1 protein-coding gene is annotated in these 18,878 nt (G+C 72.2%); it reads right to left on the bottom strand.

The features are described from left to right. Positions 1–66: 66 nt before the first annotated feature. Positions 67–18,831: a non-ribosomal peptide synthetase gene (locus tag STRTUCAR8_RS34725; RefSeq protein ID WP_006380937.1), complete on the bottom strand. Its 18,765-nt coding sequence runs from the start codon at positions 18,829–18,831 to the stop codon at positions 67–69. Between the last annotated feature and the right edge of the window lie 47 nt (positions 18,832–18,878).

The following is an 18,878-nucleotide window of genomic DNA, read 5'->3' as shown; positions in this document are numbered from 1 at the left end:
TTCTCCTCGGTCGGGGTGGATGAGTGCCGGTTTGGATGGGTGCCGGGGTGGTCGAGTGGGGTCGGGTCAGTGCCGGTCGGGGGTTTCGGCGCGAGCGACCAGGGCCCTGAGTGCCCGGAACCAGGTCTCCGCCAGGTCCCGTACCGCCTCCTCGGACAGGACGGCGGCGGGCCAGGACCAGTGAGCGGCCAGGACGGGTCCGTCGGCGCGGTCCTCGGTGACGACGTTGATGCCGAGGGCGTGGCCCTCCCGCATCTCCGGCTCGGCGCCGATGTCCGACACGTCCTCCTCCGGGGCGTACGACCAGTCGGTGGCCTCGGGGATGCCGAAGCGGCCGAGGTAGTTGAACTCGATCGGCGGCGCCGCGAAGCCCGCCAGGACCGGTGCCGTACGGGGGTTGAGGTGGCGGAGCATGCCGTAGCCGGCGCCGTTCGCGGGGAGCGAGGCGAGATGGGCGCGCACCCGGGCGAGCGTCTCCTCGATCTCCGGGCCGCCCGCGAGGGCCGCGTCCAGGTCGACGGGACCGGGGTCGAGCAGGACCGGGAAGACGCTGGTGAACCAGCCGACGGTACGGGAGAGATCGGCGTCTCCCGCAAGTTCCTCGTCGCGGCCGTGGCTTTCGAGGTCGACCAGGGCCGGGCCGCCCTCGGTGTCCCCGTGGCGCCGCCGCCAGTCGGCGACAGCGAGGCCGAGGCCGGTGAGCAGCACGTCGTTGACGTTCGCGGTGAAGGCGGACGGCACGGCGGACAGCAGCGGCCCGGTGATCTCGGCGGGCAGTCGCAGCTCCAGGTTCCGTACCGTGCCGGCCGTGTCGCGGGCCGGGTCGAGCGGCCGGTCGAGCGGAAGGGGCGCGGCTCCTTCGAGTACGCCGGTCCAGAACGGCAGTTCCGCCTCCCGGGCCGGGTCCTGGGCCAGCTCTTCGAGCCTGCGGGACCAGGTGCGGAAGGAGGTGTCGACGGGCGCGAGGTCCGCCGGACGGCCGGCTTCGACGTCGGCCCAGGCGGCGGCCAGGTCGGGCAGCAGGATCCGCCAGGACACACCGTCGGTGACGAGGTGGTGGGCCATCAGAAGGAGCCGCCCGGGCTCCGCGCCCGCGTCGAACCAGACGGCCCGCACCATGGCGCCCGTGTCCGGGTCAAGTGCCGCGCGAGCGGCGTGCGCCCGGTCTCCGACGGTCGCCCGCAACTCCGCCGCGTCGAGTCCGGCGACGTCCACGCGCTCGATCCACGACCCGGTGTCCACCGCTCCAACCGCCGGTACCTCAAGGGTCCAGTGACCGGCTTCCGTACGGACAAGGGTGCTCCGCAGCATGGCGTGCCGGTCGGCGAGCGCAAGGAGCACGGCGGCGAGCTTCGGCCGGTCCAGGGCCGCGGGCGTCTGGACGAGGGCCGACTGGTGGTAGCTCTTGAAGGGGCCGCCGAGTTCGCGCAGCCAGTGCATGACCGGCGTGAGCGGCACGGTGCCGGTTCCGTCGTCCGCGGGACGGACGGCGGCGGAGCCGGTCGTGGTCGCGACCTCGGCGAGGCCGGCCACCGTGCGGTGGCGCAGCACGAGTCGCGGAGTGATCCGCACGCCCACCGCCCTTGCCCTGCTGACCAGTTGCATCGCCATGATGCTGTCGCCGCCGAGGGCGAAGAAGTCGTCGTCGACGCCGATCTCGTCGAGACCGAGCACGTCGGCGAGGACACCGCACAGGGCCTTCTCCAGCTCGGAGCCGGGTGCCCGGCCCGTGGAGAGGGCGGCGAAGTCCGGTGCGGGCAGGGCGGATCGGTCCAGCTTGCCGTTGGCGAGTTCGGGCAGCCGGTCGAGGAGTACGACGGCCGCCGGCACCATGTGGTCGGGCAGTTGCCGCCCGACCTGGGCGCGCAGCCGCCCCGGGTCCGGCAGTTGTCCCGGTACGGGGACCACGTACGCCACCAGCAGCTTGCGCGCGCTTTCCTGACGTACCGTCACCACCACCTGGGCGACGTCGGGTTCGGCCGCGAGGACAGCCTCGATCTCGCCGGGTTCGATACGGAACCCGCGGATCTTGACCTGGTCGTCGGCCCGGCCGAGGTAGTCCAGGTAGCCGTCGGGGGTCCAGCGGGCCAGGTCGCCGGTGCGGTAGAGCCGGGAACCAGGGGCGCCGAACGGATCGGCGACGAACCGCTCCGCGGTCAGCGCGGGCCGGTCCAGATAGCCGCGGGCGAGGCCGCCGCCGGCCAGATACAGCTCGCCCGTCACACCGGGCGGCACGGGCTGCAGGCGGTCGTCGAGGACGTACGCACGGGTGCCCGCCACGGGGCGTCCGACGAGCGGCCGGTCGTGGTCCCGCACCCGTGCCACCAGGGCGTCGACCGTGGACTCGGTGGGTCCGTACAGGTTGAACGCCTCGGTGCCGGTCAGCCGCCCGAGGCGCTCCCACAGCGCCACCGGTACGGCCTCGCCGCCGACGCCGACGACCGCGAGGGGGCAGCTCCCGTCGTCACGGACGAGGCCCGTCTCGGCCATCTGGGCGAAGAACGACGGGGTGACCTCCAGGAAGTCGAAGCCGTGCTCGACGACGGCTGCCGCGAGCAGCTCCGGGTCACGGCGGGTCTCGTCCGACACGACGTGCACGCAGTGCCCGTCGAGGAGCCACAGCTGTGGCTGCCAGGAGGCGTCGAAGGAGAACGCCCAGGCATGCCCCGCCCGCAGCAGACTGCGGCCAGTGGCGGCCTTCGCCGGTGCGTACAGCGTCTCGCGGTGGCTGTGGAAGAGGTTTCCGACGGTCTCGTGGGTGATGACCACACCCTTGGGGCGGCCGGTGGAGCCGGAGGTGTAGATGACGTACGCCGGGTGGCGCGGGGTGAGGGGCGTGAGGCGGTCGCCGTCGAGGAGGTCGGCCGCGTCCTGGGCGGCGAGCAGTTCGATGGTCGCCGGGGCGTCCAGTTCCAGCGTCGGCGGGCCGTCGGCGGGCAGCAGCCGGGCGATGTCCCGCGTGGTGAGGGTCAGTACCGGGCGGGCGTCGTCGAGAGTGTCGCGGAGGTGACCCGCCGGTGCGTCCGGGTCGAGCGGCAGGTAGGCGGCACCGGCCTTCTGCACGGCGAGGATCGCCAGCAGTGTGCGGGCGGTGCGGGGCAGGGCGAGCGCCACGAGGCGCTCCGGGCCGGCGCCCCGCGCGACGAGCAGCCGGGCGAGCCGGTTGGCCTCGGCGTTGAGCTGCGCGTACGTCAACTCGATGCCGTCGGAGGCGACGGCGGGAGCGTCCGGGGACAGCGCCGCCTGCCGCTCGAAGAGGGCCGGCACGGTGGTCGGGTCGGCGAGGCGCGGCCGGGCGTTCCACTCGGTCAGGATCCGGTGGCGTTCGGCGGTGCCGAGGATGTCGATCCGGCCGATCGGGGTGTCGGGGGCGACGGCCACCGCCCGCAGGAGGCGGACCAGGCGCTCGGCGATCGTCGCGGCGGTCGCGGGGTCGAAGAGGTCCGCGCTGTACTCCAGCACACCGTCGACACCGTCTCCTCCGGCACGTTCCACGAAGTCGAAGGAGAGGTCGAACTTCGCGGTGTCCGCGCCGAGTTCCTCCCGCCGCGACTCCAGACCGGCGAGGCCGGCTCCGTCGACGCCTGCGGCCAGGTACACGACCATGACCTGGAAGAGCGGGTGCCGGGACAGTGAACGGGCGGGGTTGAGGGCGTCCACCACCCGCTCGAACGGCACGTCCTGGTGGTCGAAGGCGGCCAGGTCGGTCTCCCGCACCCGGGCGAGGAGTTCGCGGAACGCGGGATCACCTGAGGTGTCGGTGCGCAGCACCAGGGTGTTGAGGAAGAATCCGACCAGATCCTCGAGCACCTCCTCGGAACGTCCGGCGATGGGGCTGCCGAGCGGGATGTCCGTACCGGCGCCCAACCGGGTCAGCAGGGCCGCCACGGCCGCCTGGACGATCATGAACATACTGACGTTGCTCGACCGGGCCAACTCGCGCAGCTCTGCTGTCAGTTCCGCGTCCAGGGCGATGTCGGCGCTGCCACCTCGGTAGGTGGCCTCCAGCGGGCGCGGCCGGTCGACGGGCAGCGCGAGTTCCTCGGGCAGCCCGGCCAGGGTCCGCTTCCAGTGGGCGAGTTGGCGGAAGGCCGAACTGTCCGGGTCCTTCTCGTCTCCGAGCATCGCCCGCTGCCACAGGCTGTAGTCGGCGTACTGCACCGGCAGCGGCGCCCGCTCGGGCGCCCGGCCGGCGACGCGCGCCTCGTAGGCGGCGGCCAGGTCGCGGTTGAGCGGTGCGTCGGACCACTCGTCGCCGGCGATGTGATGGAGCAGGAGCAGGAGTACGTGCTCGTCCTCGGCGATGCGGAAGAGGTGCGCGCGCAGCGGGACTTCCCGGTCCAGCTCGAAGCCGTGACCGGCGGCACCCGCGAGCCGCTCGGCGAGTTCCTCCTCGTCGCGGACGGTCTCGGTCGCCATCTCGACGCGGGACTGTCCCGGCTCCAGGATCAGCTGGTACGCCCGCCCGTCCTCCTCCGGGAAGACGGTCCGCAGCGGTTCGTGCCGGGCCACCAGGTCGTCGACGGCCAGTTGCAGGGCGCCGGCGTCGAGGCGTCCGGTGAGCCGCCAGGCGAGCGGGATGTTGTACGTGGGGCTGGGGCCCTCCACCCGGTACAGCACCCACAGTCGCTGCTGGGCGAAGGAGAGCGGCAACCGCTCCGGCCGCTCGACCGGGGCGAGAACGGGCAGCCGGGCGCCGGTCTCCTGACCGCCGTCGCGGAGGCGCTCGGCGAGCCGGGCGACCGTGGGCGCCTCGAACACCGTGCGCAGGGAGACGTCGGTGGCGAACGCGGCGCGGACACGTGCGGCCAGCCGCATCGCGACGAGGGAGTGCCCGCCGAGGGTGAAGAAGTCGTCGTGGATGCCGACGCGTGCGAGGCCCAGGACGTCCGCGAACAGGCCGCAGAGGATCTCCTCGCGCGGGGTGCGCGGCAGGCCTTCGCCCGTCCCGGCCGCCGTCGCCGTGAAGTCGGGGGCGGGGAGGGCCTTGCGGTCGAGCTTGCCGTTGGGCGTGAGCGGCAGCGCGTCGAGGACGACGAAGGCCGCGGGGACCATGTGCTCGGGAAGCGCGGCGGCCGTGTGTCGGCGCAGCGCGGCGGTGTCGACGCCCGCGGAAGCGGCGGAGGAAGCGGAAGCGGCGGGCACGACGTAGGCGACGAGTTGCTGCTCGCGGGCGACGACGGTCACGTGGGCGACGGTGTCGTGGCGGGCGAGGACGGCCTCGATCTCGCCCAGCTCGACACGGAAGCCTCGGATCTTCACCTGGTCGTCGGTCCGGCCCAGGTATTCGAGCGTTCCCTCGGTTGTCCAGCGTGCCAGGTCACCCGTGCGGTACATGCGTGAACCGAGTTCACCGAACGGGTCGGCTGTGAACCGTTCGGCTGTGAGTGCCGGGCGACCGAGATAGCCACGCGCCAGCTGCACACCGGCCAGGTACAGCTCCCCCGCCACACCTGGCGGCACCGGTCGCAGCCCGGCGTCCAACACATACGCACGCGTGTTCCACACCGGTCGGCCGATCGACACCCGACCGGCCGCCTCGGTGACCTGGGTCGCGGTGACGTCTACCGATGCCTCCGTGGGCCCGTACAGGTTGTGCAGCTCGGCCGGCAGTACGGCACGGAACCGCTGGGCCAGCTCGTCGGGCAGCGCCTCGCCGCTGCACATCACCCGCCGCAGCCCGAGGCAGCCCGCCGCCGTGGGCTCCTCCAGGAACAGCTGGAGCATGGACGGCACGAAGTGCACGGTGGTGATGCTCTGCTCGTGGATCAGTTCGGCCAGGTAGACGGGGTCCTTGTGCCCCTCGGGCTTGGCGACCACGAGGGCCGCGCCGGTGATCAGCGGCCAGAAGAACTCCCACACCGACACGTCGAAACTGGACGGAGTCTTCTGCAGGACACGGTCGTCGCCGGTCAGCCCGTACTCCCCCTGCATCCACAGCAGACGGTTGACGATGCCCTCGTGCGGCACGACAACCCCCTTGGGGGTGCCGGTCGAACCGGAGGTGTAGATGACGTACGCGGGGCTCAACGGATCGTAGGACGTGGGGAGTTCACCCTGGGCCGTCCCCTCCGGAAGCACATCCCGGATCACCGTCACCGGACGGGCGTCCGCCAGCATGAACGCCAGCCGCTTCTCCGGGTAGTCGGCGTCGAGGGGCAGATACGCTCCGCCCGCCCGATGCACCGCCAGCAGCGCGACCACCAGCTCGACGGACCGGGGCAGAGCGACGGCGACCGTCCGTTCCGGGCCCACGCCCAGACCGGCCAGTACACGAGCCGTCCGCTCGACGCGAGCGTCCAACTCCGCGTACGTCAGCCGCTGTTCGCCGAACACCAGCGCCAACGCGTCCGGCGTACGGGTCACCTGGGCCCGGAACAACTCCGGAAGGCTGGTGGGAGTCACCTCACGGGCGGTGTCGTTCCAGTCGCCCAGAACTACCCGCCGCTCAGGCTCCTCCAGCACCTCCAAATCCCGTACGAGGACATCAGGTTCGCCCGCCACCTGCTCCATCAAGCGCACCATCCGGGCCGCGGTCCGGGTGGCCGTCGGTTCGTCGCAGAGGTCGGTCGCGTACTCCAGGAGAAGGGTCAGGCGGTCCGGCTCGTCCACGAAGGTGAAGTGGAGGTCGAACTTGGCCATACCGGTGTCCATGTCGAACCACTCGGTCGGCATACCGAGCACGTCGGGGTCGCCGTCGGGCCGGAAGTGGTAGCCCAGCATGACCTGGAAGAGCGGGTTGCGGCCGGGCACGCGGGGCGGGTTGAGCGCCTCGACGACCTGGTCGAAGGGCAGGTCCTGGTGCTCGAACGCGGCGAGCGACGACTCCCGTACCCGCGCGAGGAGTTGCCGGAAGGTCAGTGCACCGCCCGACAGATCCGTCCGCAGCACGAGCGTGTTCACGAAGAAGCCGACCAGGCCGTCGAGAGCGTCGTCCGTGCGGCCGGCGATGGGGGCGCCGAGGGGGATGTCGTCACCGGCGCCGAGGCGGTGCAGAAGCGCGGCCGTGGCGGCCTGGAACAGCATGAACATGCTGGTGCCGGTGGCGCCGGACAGGTCGCGCAGGGCCAGTCCGGTGTCCGCGGGGAGTTCCAGGCGTACCTTGCCGCCGCGTCCCGTGGGCTCGGCCGGGCGGGGCCGGTCGAGAGGCAGCGGCAGTTCCTCGGGGAGCCCGCTCAAGGTCTCGGTCCAGTGAGCGAGTTGGCCCGCGCCGACCTGGTCGAGCAGTTCGTCCTGCCAGAGTGTGTAGTCGGCGTACTGGACCGGCAGCGGTGCCCACTCGGGGGCGCGGCCCGCGCGCCGGGTCCGGTAGGCGGTGGTGAGGTCGGCCAGGAACGGGCGGTCGGACCACTCGTCGGTGGTGATGTGATGGAGGACGACCGCCACGACGTGATCAGCGGGGCCGATCCGCAACACCTCGCAGCGCAGCGGGAGTTCGCCGGTGAGGTCGAAGGGCCGACGCTGGGCGGCCTCGACACGGTCGGCCAGCTCCTCCTCCGCGCAGTCCGTCACGGTGAACTCGGGGTCGGCCTCGGCCGCCGCCACGATCAGCTGGTACGGCTCACCGTCCTGCTCGGGGAAGAGGGTCCTCAGCGCCTCATGGCGTCCCGCCACGTCCCGGACTGCCGCCCTGAGCGCGTCGAGGTCCAGGTCGCCACGGAGGCGGAAGACCAGGGGGAAGTTGTAGGCGACGCCGCTGCCGGTGATCCGTTCGACGAGCCACAGGCGGCGCTGTGCGGCCGAGAGTGGGATGCGCTCGGGACGTGCGGTGGCGGTGACGGCCGGGCGGGCCGGGCGTGAGGTGTCGGCGCGGGACGCCAGCTGCTCGGGCGTGGGCGCCTCGAACAGGTCCCGGATGGCCAGTTCGGCGCCGAGTTCGGTGCGGGCGCGGCTGATGAGGCGGGTGGCGAGCAGGGAGTGGCCGCCGAGGTCGAAGAAGCTGTCCTCGGCGCCGACTTCGGGCAGGCCGAGCACCTCCGCGAAGAGCCGGCAGAGCACCTCTTCGCGCGGGGTGCGCGGTCCCCGGCCGGTGCCGAGGGCGATGGCCGGTTCGGCGTCGGGCAGGGCGCGTACATCCAGCTTGCCGTTGTCGTTCATGGGCAGCCGGTCGAGGGTGACGAAGGCGGCCGGGACCATGTAGTCGGGCAGCCGCTGCTTGAGGTCGTCGCGGAGCTGCCGGATCAGGCTGCCCGCGTCCCGGGCGGCCGTCGGGGCGTTGGCGTAGGGGGCAGCTCCACCGCCGGGGAGATAGAGCCCGGCGGTCAGCGCGGGTACCTCTCCGGGGACGAACACGGCGTCGTAGGTGCCGGTTTCGCCGGACCAGGTGGTCAGGACGCGGTGCCCGAGCCCGGCGGCGAGGTCGCGCAGGGTCTCCGGGTCGACTCCCCCGGGGCTGCCGACACGGGCGTCGGGGATGCCGGTGAGGCGTACCGGGAGTTCGGTCAGCGGGCCGACCAGATCGCCGCGGTCCACGCCGTGTCCGATCGTGTCGAAGGGAACGGCGAGAACGTCCGTCAGTCGCAGGCCCGGCTCGGCGGCGTACAGGACGGCGTCGTAGCGGTAGCGGGTGAGTTCGTTGTGGTGGCGGGCCTGCTTGGTGCGCAGGTCGACGCCGTAGCCGAGGGTGGTGAAGTAGTCGGGGTCGACGAGCAGTTCCTTCTCCAGGCGCAGACCGCGTTCGACGGCTCGGGTCAGCGCGTCGCCGGTGACGCCCTTCGCCTCCTGGATCTCGGTCTGGAAGGTGCGGGCGAGCCGCAGGTTGCGGACGTCGCCGACGAACAGCGCGCCGCCGGGGGCGAGCAGCTCCATCGCCCCCCGGATCACCGAGGTCAGGTAGTCGATGCTGGGGAAGTACTGGATGACGGAGTTGATGACGATGGTGTCGAACCAGCCGTCGCAGGGCAGGCCGGTCAGGTCGTCGGCGGGCTGGGCGCGGAGGGTGACCCTGGAGGCCAACTCCGGGTCCTGGAGCAGCTCCTGGCCGATCTTGCGAATGACCGGAGCGGCGAAGTCGGTGGCCCAGTAGGCCTCCGCGTCCGGGGCGAGCTTGGACAGCAGCAGGCCCGAGCCGACACCGATCTCGAGAATCCTGCGTGGCCTCAGCGAGCGGATGCGCTCTACGGTGGCCTCGCGCCACTCCCGCATGTGGTCGAACGGGATGGGCTGCCCGTCGTAGGAGGAGTCCCAGCCTGCGTACTCCTCGGTGAAGACGGCGGTGCTGATCTCCTCGTACTCGTCGGAGTAGATCTCCTGCCACTCGCCGACCTGGTCACGCTCGGCGGAATCCCGGTCCGTGCCCGCGAGTTGGACGGGGACGACGTAACCGACGAGGCGTTCGTCGCGGACGATCACGGCGGCGTGGGCGACCCTGTCGTGCTGGGCGAGGGCGGTCTCGATCTCGCCCAGCTCGACCCGGTAGCCGCGGATCTTGACCTGGTCGTCGGTGCGGCCGAGGAAGTCGAAGTTGCCGTCGGGGTTGCGGCGGACCAGGTCACCGGTGCGGTACATGCGCTCGCCTGGTTCGCCGAACGGGTCGGCGACGAATCGTTCGGCAGTGAGGGCCGGGCGGTTCAGGTATCCGCGGGCGAGGCCGATGCCTGCGATGTACAGCTCGCCCGGCACGCCCTCGGGGACCGGACGCAGCCAGGCGTCCAGGATGTGGGCGCGGGTGCCACGGATCGGACGGCCGACGGTCGGGGTCGCGCTGTCGAGGGTGCCGCCGCCCAGGGTGTTGATGGTGTACTCGGTGGGCCCGTACAGGTTGTAGCCGTACGTGCCCTCGGTGTCGCGCAGCCGGTTCCACACCGTCTCCGACACGGCCTCGCCGCCGAGCAGCACCAGCGGGGGCCGGTGGCCCTCCAACAGGCCTTCCTCGATGAGGAGATGGGCGTAGGTCGGGGTCACGTTGACGACGTCGACGCGGTGGCGCTCGCAGTAGGCGACCAGCGCCTCGGCGTCGCGCCTCAACTCCTCGTCACAGATGTGGACTTCATGCCCTTCGACCAGCCACAGCAGTTCCTCCCACGACATGTCGAAGGCGAAGGAGACGGTGTGCGCGATACGCAGCCGGCGTCCGCCCGCCGACGCGATCGCCGGTTCGAAGATCTCCTTCTGGTGGTTGAGCTGCATGTTGGTCAGGCCCCGGTAGGGCGTGACGACGCCCTTGGGCCGGCCGGTGGAGCCGGAGGTGTAGATGACGTACGCCGGGTGTTCGAGGCTGAAGGTGACGGACACCAAGTCACCAGGCAGGGCGTCGAGTTCGGCGGCGATCGCCGGGTCGTCGAGCAGCACGCGGGGCGTCTCGCCCACCAGCCGAGCGGACACTGCGGCCGTGGACAGCAGCATCGCCGGCCGGGCGTCGTCGAGCATCGCGGCGAGCCGGTCGTCCGGGTAGTCCAGTTCCAGCGGCAGATAGGCGGCGCCCGTGCGCAGTACGGCGAACAGGGCGACGACCATGTCGAGGGAGCGGGGCAGCCCGAGGGCCACGACCCGCTCGGGAGCGGCGCCCCGCGCGATGAGCAGTCGGGCCATCTTGTTGATGCGGGTGTCGAGTTCGGCGTAGGTCAGGGTGCGGTCGCCGAAGACGACGGCCGTGGTGTCGGGGGTGGCGGCGGCCTGGGCTGCCAGCAGGTCGGCGATCGTGTCCGTGGGGTCGGTGACCCGTCCGGCGGCCCGCTCCCGCTCCAACTCGGCGTGTTCTGAGGGCAGTAGCGGGTCGAGGCCGCCCACGGGTGCGTCGAGGTCGCGGATGAGCCGGTCCAGGAGAAGGGTGAAGCGGTCGAGCAGGTCCTGTGCCTGGGGGCGGGCGACGATGTCGGCCCGGTGGGTCAGGGTGACCTGGATGGAGCGGCCGGGGGTGACGACGAGGTTGACCGGATAGTGGGTCGCGTCGACGTTGGCGACGGCCGTGGCGCCGTGCCGGTCGCTGAGCTCGGCGAGCCGCTCCTCCGTGTCGTTGTTGCGCAGCACGAACAGCGTGTCGAAGAGCCGCCGGTGGCCTGTCTCGGCCTGCAGCACACCCAGGCCGAGATACTCGTACGGCATGACGGCGAGCCGTTCGTCCTGGACGCGGCGCAGCAGCCCGAGTACCGGCTCGGCCGGGTCGTAGGCGATGCGGGCGGGGACGGTGTTGAGGAACATGCCGATGACGTTCTCGATGTCCGGCACCTCGCTCGGCCGGCCGGCGACGGTCGTGCCGAAGACGACGTCGGTACGGCCGGTGGCGCTGGCCAGGGTGAGTCCCCAGGCCGCGTTGAGCACGGTGTTGAGGGTCAGCCCGTGTCGGCGTCCGATGGTGCGCAGCCGTTCGCCCACCTCGTCCGGGACGAGGGTGTCGAGGCTTTCCGGGATGTCCGGTTCCAGGCCCTGGTCGGCGGCGGCGAGCAGGGTGGGCTCGTCGAGTCCGGCGAGGGCCCGGCGCCAGGCGTCGGTGGCGACGGCCGTGTCCTGGACCTCCAGCCAGGTCAGGTAGTCGCGGTAGCTGCCGGGCGCGGGCAGGGCGCTCGCGTCGCCGCCGTTCTCGTACAGGGCGAAGAGCTGGTCGAGGAAGATCCAGGCGGACCAGCCGTCCCAGAGGAGCAGATGGCGCCCGACGATCAGCCGGTCGCCCCGGTCCGCGCCGAGGCGGACGAGGAGCATCCGGAAGAGCAGCGGCCGGGTGAGGTCGAAGCGCCGGGAACGCTCAGCCTCGGTCAACTCCCTTAGCCGTGCGTCCTGTTCGGTGTCCGGCAGGCCGGACAGGTCGACCTCTTCGAGGGGGATCTCGGGGTCGCGCACGATGAACTGCACCGGCTGGCGCAGGCCTTCGCTGGTGAACCCGGCGCGCAGGCTGGGGTTGCGGTCCAGCAGCACCCGTACGGCGGTGCGGAGCCGGCCGGTGTCGAGGGGTTCGGTGAGGTCGAAGGACTCGTGGACGGTGTAGACGTCCAGGGCGCTTTCGTCGTACGTGGAGTGGAAGAACAGGCCTTCCTGGAGCGGGGCCAGCGGCCAGATGTCCTCGACGGGGGCGGGGCTGAGCCGGTGGACGCGCTCGGTCTCCTCCGCCGTGAGGGCGAACGAGGAGCGCAGAGCGGCCACTTCGGTCACGGGCGCCGCCGCTGCGGCGAGGTTGGCGGGCGTGCGGTGCTCGAACACGTCACGCGGGCCCAGGTCCAGGCCTGCCCGGCGGGCGCGGCTGGAGACGCCGATGGAGGTGATGCTGTCGCCGCCGAGCATGAAGAAGTCGTCGTCGATGCCGACGTCTTCGAGCTTCAGCACGGCGGCGAAGATCCGGGTGAGGGCGTGTTCCCGCTCGTTGCGGGGCACACGTGTCTCCGCTCGGACCGTCTGCGGGGCGGGCAGGGCGGCCCGGTCGAGTTTGCCGCTCGGGGTGAGCGGGAGGGCGTCGAGAGCGACGTAGGCGGCCGGGATGACGGCTGCGGGCAACTCCTGGGCCAGCGCGGCCTGGAGTTCGGCGGACGGCGGGACTTCGGCGTCGCGGGCGGGCACGACGTAGGCGACCAGTCGGCCCGCGTTCACGGTGACGGCGGCCTGGGCGACCGCCGGCTGACGGCTCAACGCGGCCTCGATCTCGCCGAGTTCGATCCGGTTGCCCCGGATCTTCACCTGCCGGTCGGTGCGGCCGAGGTACTCGATCACACCGTCCGCGCGGCGACGCACGAGGTCACCGGTGCGGTACATGCGTGTACCGGGTTCCCCGTACGGGTCGGCGACGAACCGTTCGGCGGTCAGTCCCGGCCGGGCGTGGTAGCCGCGTGCCAGCTGGACCCCGGTCAGGTACAGCTCGCCGGGTACGCCTTCGGGCACGGCGCGCAGGCAGGAGTCGAGGACCCGCAGGCCCGTGTTCCACACCGGACGTCCGATGGGCACGGTGGCGCCGGGTGCGCCGTCGTAGGCGTGGTACGTCACGTCGACGGCGGCCTCGGTGGGGCCGTACAGGTTGTGCAGGGGTACGCCGGTCAGCTGGTGCCAGTGGGCGGCGGCGGCGCCGGGCAACGCCTCGCCACTGCTGAAGACGTTGCGCAGGGAAGCTGCCCAGGCGGGGTCGGCGGTGATCTCGTCGGACTGGAGGAAGGCCTCCAGCATCGACGGCACGAAGTGCAGGGTGGTGACGCCCTGTTCGCGGATCAGTCCGGCGAGGTAGGCGGGGTCGCGGTGTCCGTCCGGGCGGGCGAGAACCACGGCGGCGCCCTCGCACAGCGCCCAGAAGAACTCCCAGACGCTGACGTCGAAGCTGGCCGGGGTCTTCTGCAGCACCCGGTCACCGGCGGTCAGCCCGTACTCTCCCTGCATCCACGCCAGCCGGTTGAGGACGGCCCGGTGGGTGACGACGACACCCTTGGGGCGGCCGGTGGAGCCGGAGGTGTAGATCAGGTAGGCCGGGTCGTCGGGGTGGGCGGGGAGCGGTTCGGGACCGGTCTCCTCGGACGGGCTGTCGAGCAGCAGAAGGGCGTGCCCGGCAGGGAGTCGCGAGGCGGTCGCCGAGGTGGTCACCACGGTGGCGGCACCGGAGTCGGCGAGCATGTGGGCCACCCGGTCGGCCGGGTAGTCCACGTCGACCGGGAGGTAGGCGGCGCCCGATTTGAGGACACCGAGCAGGGCGACCATCAGCTCGGCCGAGCGCGGCACGGCGACGGCGACGACCGTGCCGGGGCCCGCGCCCCGGGCCGTCAGTCGACGCGCCAACTCCGCTGCTCTGTCGTCGAGTTCGCGATAGGTGAGTGTCTCGCCCTCGTACACGACCGCCGTGGCCCGCGGGCTGCGGGCCGCCTGGGCCTCGAAGGCAGCCGCGAGGGTCGTACCGGGGACGTTCCGATGTTCGCCGGTCGGGTGGGCGTCGAGGAGTTCACCGGCCGACAGGAGTTCTACGTCGGCGACGCACTGCCCCGGGTCGGCGGCGAGGGCGTGCAGGATGCGGGAGAGGCGGTCCGCGATCCGGCGTACGGCGTCGGCGTCGAGCCGCTGGGCGTGGTGCTTGAGCCGCATGTCGAGTCGCCGGCCGGGCTTGACGATCAGGGCGAGCGGATAGTGGACGGCGTCGTGGAACTCGTGACCCGTCAGCCGGAGGGTGCCGGCCGGGTCGGCGAGGCCGGTCGCGGCCGGGTAGTTCTCGAAGACGACGAGTGTGTCGAAGAGTTCGCCCGCGCCCGCGAGGCCGGCGACGCGCTGGAGTTCGGCGAGGCCGAGGTGCTGGTGGTCCAGCAGCTGGGACTGTTCGTCCTGGAGGCGGCCGAGGAGGTCGGCGAGAGTGTCGGAGGGGTCCCAACGGAACCGTGTCGGGAGGGTGTTGATGAACAGGCCGACCATGGACTCGATGCCCTCGACCTCGGCATCACGCCCCGAGACGGTCGTACCGAACACCACGTCCTGACGTGCCGTGAGCCGCCCGACGAGCAGCCCCCACGCCCCCTGGACGACCGTGCCCAGGGTCACTCCGTGCTCCCGCGCCCGGGCCGCGAGTCGGGCGGTCACCTGCTCGGACAGTTCGAGGCGGATCTGCGCGGGCTCGACGCGTGTGCCGTCCGTGGGCGTCTCGACGAGCCGGGTGGGCTCCTCGACCGCCGCGAGAGCCGTACGCCAGGCGGCGCGCGCGGCCTCGCGGTCGGCGGTGGCCAGGCGGCGCAGATGGGCGCTGTAGGGCGCGGGCCGCGGCAGCGCGGCCGGGGCGTCACCGTAGGAGGCCATCAGCTCGCGGTGCAGGACGGGCAACGACCAGCCGTCGGCGACGATGTGATGGAACGTCAGCAGCAGGCGGCTGCGGTGTCCGTCGAGTCGGACGAGTGCGCAGCGCATGAGAGGCGGGTCGGCGAGATCGAAGCGGTGGGCGCGTTCGGCGGCGGCGACCGCGTCGGCCAGCGGTGCGCGGGCGGGACCGTCGTGGACGGTCAGGTCGACTTCGCGCCAGGGCAGTTCGAGGTCGGCGGCGATGATCTGCACGGGCCGGCCGTCGGGGCGGCGGCGGAAGCAGGCGCGCAGCGGGGCGTGCCGGTCCAGGACGCGCTGGGCGGCGCGGCGCAGGGCTTCACCGTCGACGGGCCCGGTCAGGTCGAGGGCCTGCTGGACGACGTAGGTGTCGAGGTCCGCGCCGTCGACGAGGGAGTGGAACCAGAAGCCCTCCTGGAGGGGGCTCAGTGGCAGCACCTCCTCGACGGTGACCGGGACCTCCGCCTGGATATCGGTGAGTTCGGCCTCGGTGAGGGTGATCAGCGGGGCGCCCGGCTCGGTGTCCCGCTGGACCACTTCACCTGCCGCTGCCGCGAGCGCGGCGACCGTGCGGTGCTTGAAGACGTCCCGGGAGCTGAGGCGCAGGCCGGCGCGGCGGGCGTGGACGAGGAGCTGGATGGCGGTGATGCTGTCGCCGCCGAGGGCGAAGAAGTCGTCGTCGATGGTCGCCGACCGGAGGCCGAGGACGTCGGCGTAGGCCGCGCAGAGCAGTTCCTCGCGGGCGTCACGGGGCGGCCGGCCGGCGCTGAGGGCGCCATGGTCGGGGATCGGCAGCGCGGCGGCGTCGAGCTTGCCGCTGGGGGTGACCGGCAGGCGGTCGAGGGGGACGACAGCCGCGGGGACCATGTACTCGGGGAGATGGTCAGCCGCGTACGAACGCAGCGCCCGCATCAGGGCGTTGACGTCCCGGAAGGGCGCCGGGCGGTTGGCGTGCGGGGCGGTGCCGGAGGGCCGGTACAGGCCGGTGACCGGTGTGTCGCCGAGGGCGAACACGACGTCGAGGCTGCCGTCGTCGGCGGCGCCGTTCCAGGTGACGGCGGTCCGGTGGCCGTTCCGTGCGCCGAGCGCGTGGAAGACCTCGGGGTCCGGGGCGTCCGCCGTACGGCTGCTGTCGTCCAGGGCGGACAGGGCGGCCAGGTCCTCGGCGAGCCGGGCGTTGGGTACACCGGTGACCCGGAGCAGTCCGGGCCGCTCGGCGAGGCGGGCTTCGAGGGCCTCGGGTCCGCTCCAGGCGATCTCCGCACCGGCGACGGGCTCCTGGGCGGTGTTCTGCCCGACGGCTCGCCTGCTGAGCACCACGTCGTACCGGTACCGCGTCAGTTCGTTGTGGTGGGCGCCCCGCTTGACGTGGATCTCGGCGTCGAAGCCGTCGAGGGCAGCGAAGTAGTCGGGGTCCAGGAGGAGTTCGCCCTCCCAGGCGATCGACCGCTCGACAGCGGCCCTCAGCGCCTGCTTGTCCTCCGCGTCGCGGGTGCGGCGGCTTTCGACGGCCGCGCGCAGGCAGCGCAGCAGCCGGGCGTTGCGTACATCGCCGATGAACAGCCGGCCGCCGGGCGCGAGGAGCGACCCGACCGCGCGGACGACGTCGGTCAGATAGTCGGCGCTCGGGAAGTACTGGGCGACGGAGTTGATGACGACGGTGTCGAAGTGGCCCTGCGGCAACCCCGTTGTGTCATGGGCTGGTTGGGCGGACAGCCGGACCTTGTCGGCGAGTTCCGGTATCGCGTCGACCTGGGTGCGCAGGGCGCGTACCGCTTCCTCGGAGAGGTCGGTGCCCCAGTACTCGGCGCAGTGGGGCGCGATACGGGAGAGGATCAGACCGCTGCCGACGCCGATCTCCAGGACACGGCGAGGCGCGAGGTCGGTGATACGGGCGACGGTCGCCGCGCGCCACTCGCGCATCTCCTCGACGGGGATGGGCAGCCCGTCGTACATGCTGTTCCAGCCCGCGAAGTTCTCGCGGAGACCGGCCAGTTGCTCCTGGCTGCCCTCTGATCCGGCAGCCGCGTAGAGGAGTTCGTGGAGGTCCTTCCACTCCCGGACCTGCTCGGTGGCGTCCGGGGCCGTCTCGCCGTCCAGCGCCGGGACGACATAGGCGGCGAGGCGCCGGTCGCCTGGCCGGTCCTCGCGGACGACGACCGCCACCTGGTCGACGGCCGGGTGTCCGCGCAGGACCGACTCGATCTCGCCCGGTTCGATACGGAAGCCCCAGATCTTGACCTGGGAGTCCGCCCGCCCCAGGAACACCAGTCGGCCGTCGGACTGCCGACGCACGAGGTCGCCGGTGCGGTAGAGCCGTTCGCCGGGGGCGCCGAACGGGTCGGCGACGAACCGCTCGGCGGTCAGGTCGGGCCGCCCGAGGTAGCCGCGGGCGAGCCCGGCGCCACCGAGGTACAGCTCGCCCGGCACACCGGCCGGAACGGGCTTCAGGCGGGCGTCGAGGACGTACGCACGTGTGCCGGGGTCCGCGATGCCGATGGGGACGACGGAGCCGGCCGGGATGTCGGGGTCGCACAGGCCGAGGGTGGAGTTGGTGGTGGCCTCGGTGGGGCCGTACGCGTTGAACATCATCCTGCCGCGCGCGTACCGTCCGACCAGCTCGGGCGAGACGCGTTCGGTGCCCGCGAGCAGGGTGGCGGGCGGGAGTTCGACGTCCTCGGGCATCGCGGCGAGCAGTGCGGGCGGCAGGATCATGAAGGTGATGCCGTGTGCGTGGGCGTAGTCGGCCAGGGCCGGGCCGGGGACCCTGCGCTCGGCCGGTACGACGACGAGCCGGCCACCGGACAGCAGACCGAGGCACAGGTCCCAGAACGCCACGTCGAAGCTGGGGGAGGCGAACTGGAGCACCCGGCTGTGCGGTCCGATCCCGAACCGCTCGGTCTGTGTGGCGACCAGCTTGGCCACACCCGCGTGCGTGAGGACGACGCCCTTGGGGCGGCCGGTGGAGCCGGAGGTGTAGATGACGTAGGCGGCGTTGGCCACGGTCAGCGTGCTCGCGTCGACGTCCGCCGACCGGCCTTCCCGCAACTCCCGTACAACGTCCGGCGAGTCGAGGACGACGACTGCCGTGCCGTCGTTCGCCGGGATGTCCTCGGCGACCTCCTCGGTGGTGACCAGGCAGACGGGGCCGGCGTCGGCGAGCATGTAGGAGATGCGGTCGGCCGGGTAGTCGGTGTCGACGGGCAGATAGGCGGCGCCCGACTTCAGCACGGCGACCTCGGCGACGATCAGCTCCGCCGACCGGGGCACCGCGAGAGCGACCACCCGCTCGGGACCGGCGCCCCGGGCGATCAGTGCGGCTGCCAACCGGCCCGCCCGGTCGTCCAGTTCGGCGTAGGTGAGCGCGGTGTCCTCGAAGACCAGCGCGATGTCGTCGGGGCGCAGACGGACCTGCTCGGCGAACATCTCCGGCCAGGTGCTCAGCGGGATGTCGTGGTCGGTGTCGTTCCACTCGCGCAGGACGCGGTCGCGTTCCTCGGCGCCGAGCAGCTCCAACTCGCCTACGGGGGCGTGCGGGTGGGCCAGCGCGTCGGCGAGGAGGGTCGTGTAGTGGTCGGCGACGCGTTCGGCGGTGGCGGTCTCGAAGAGGTCCCGGCGGTAGGTCACGCACAGGTCGCCGGCGCGGACTTCGAGGGCGAGGTCGAGCCGGCCGCCGTCGGCCGGCCCGCCGCCGAAGGCCGTGTTGAAGAGCAGGCCGCCGCCCCGGGTGGGTTCCGGGCTCAACCAGTCGACGAGCGTGGCGTGTTCGACCCGGTGGGCCCGCGCCTTCTCGTGCGCGTCGGTCACCTGCCGTACGAGGTCCGTGAAGGAGGCGCCGCCGTCCACGGCGATCCGGAGCGGCAGACCGTCGTGTCCGAAGGTGATGTCGTGGCCGCCGCTGTAGCGGTGGAGAAGTGCGGCGTACGCGGCCAGAAGGGCCGGGTCGTCGGCTGTCGCCGTCAACGGGCGGCGGAGGGTGTGCCGTTCACCGGTGGGGCGCAGTGGGTACGGGGAGTCGACCGGGAGAGCGGTCTCCTGCGGGAGCGGGTCGAGGCGCCGCAGCCAGAAGGCCGCGAGCGCGCCTTCCGCGTCGTCGTCGATACCGGGCACACGTACTTCGAAACCGGACACAGGCGACCGTGCCTCCATGGTGTACGGACCGGCTCAGCCGGAGGACC

Origin of the sequence: Streptomyces turgidiscabies Car8, from assembly GCF_000331005.1 — a bacterium.
GTDB lineage: Bacteria > Actinomycetota > Actinomycetes > Streptomycetales > Streptomycetaceae > Streptomyces > Streptomyces turgidiscabies.
This window is presented reverse-complemented; position numbering and strand designations above follow the sequence as displayed.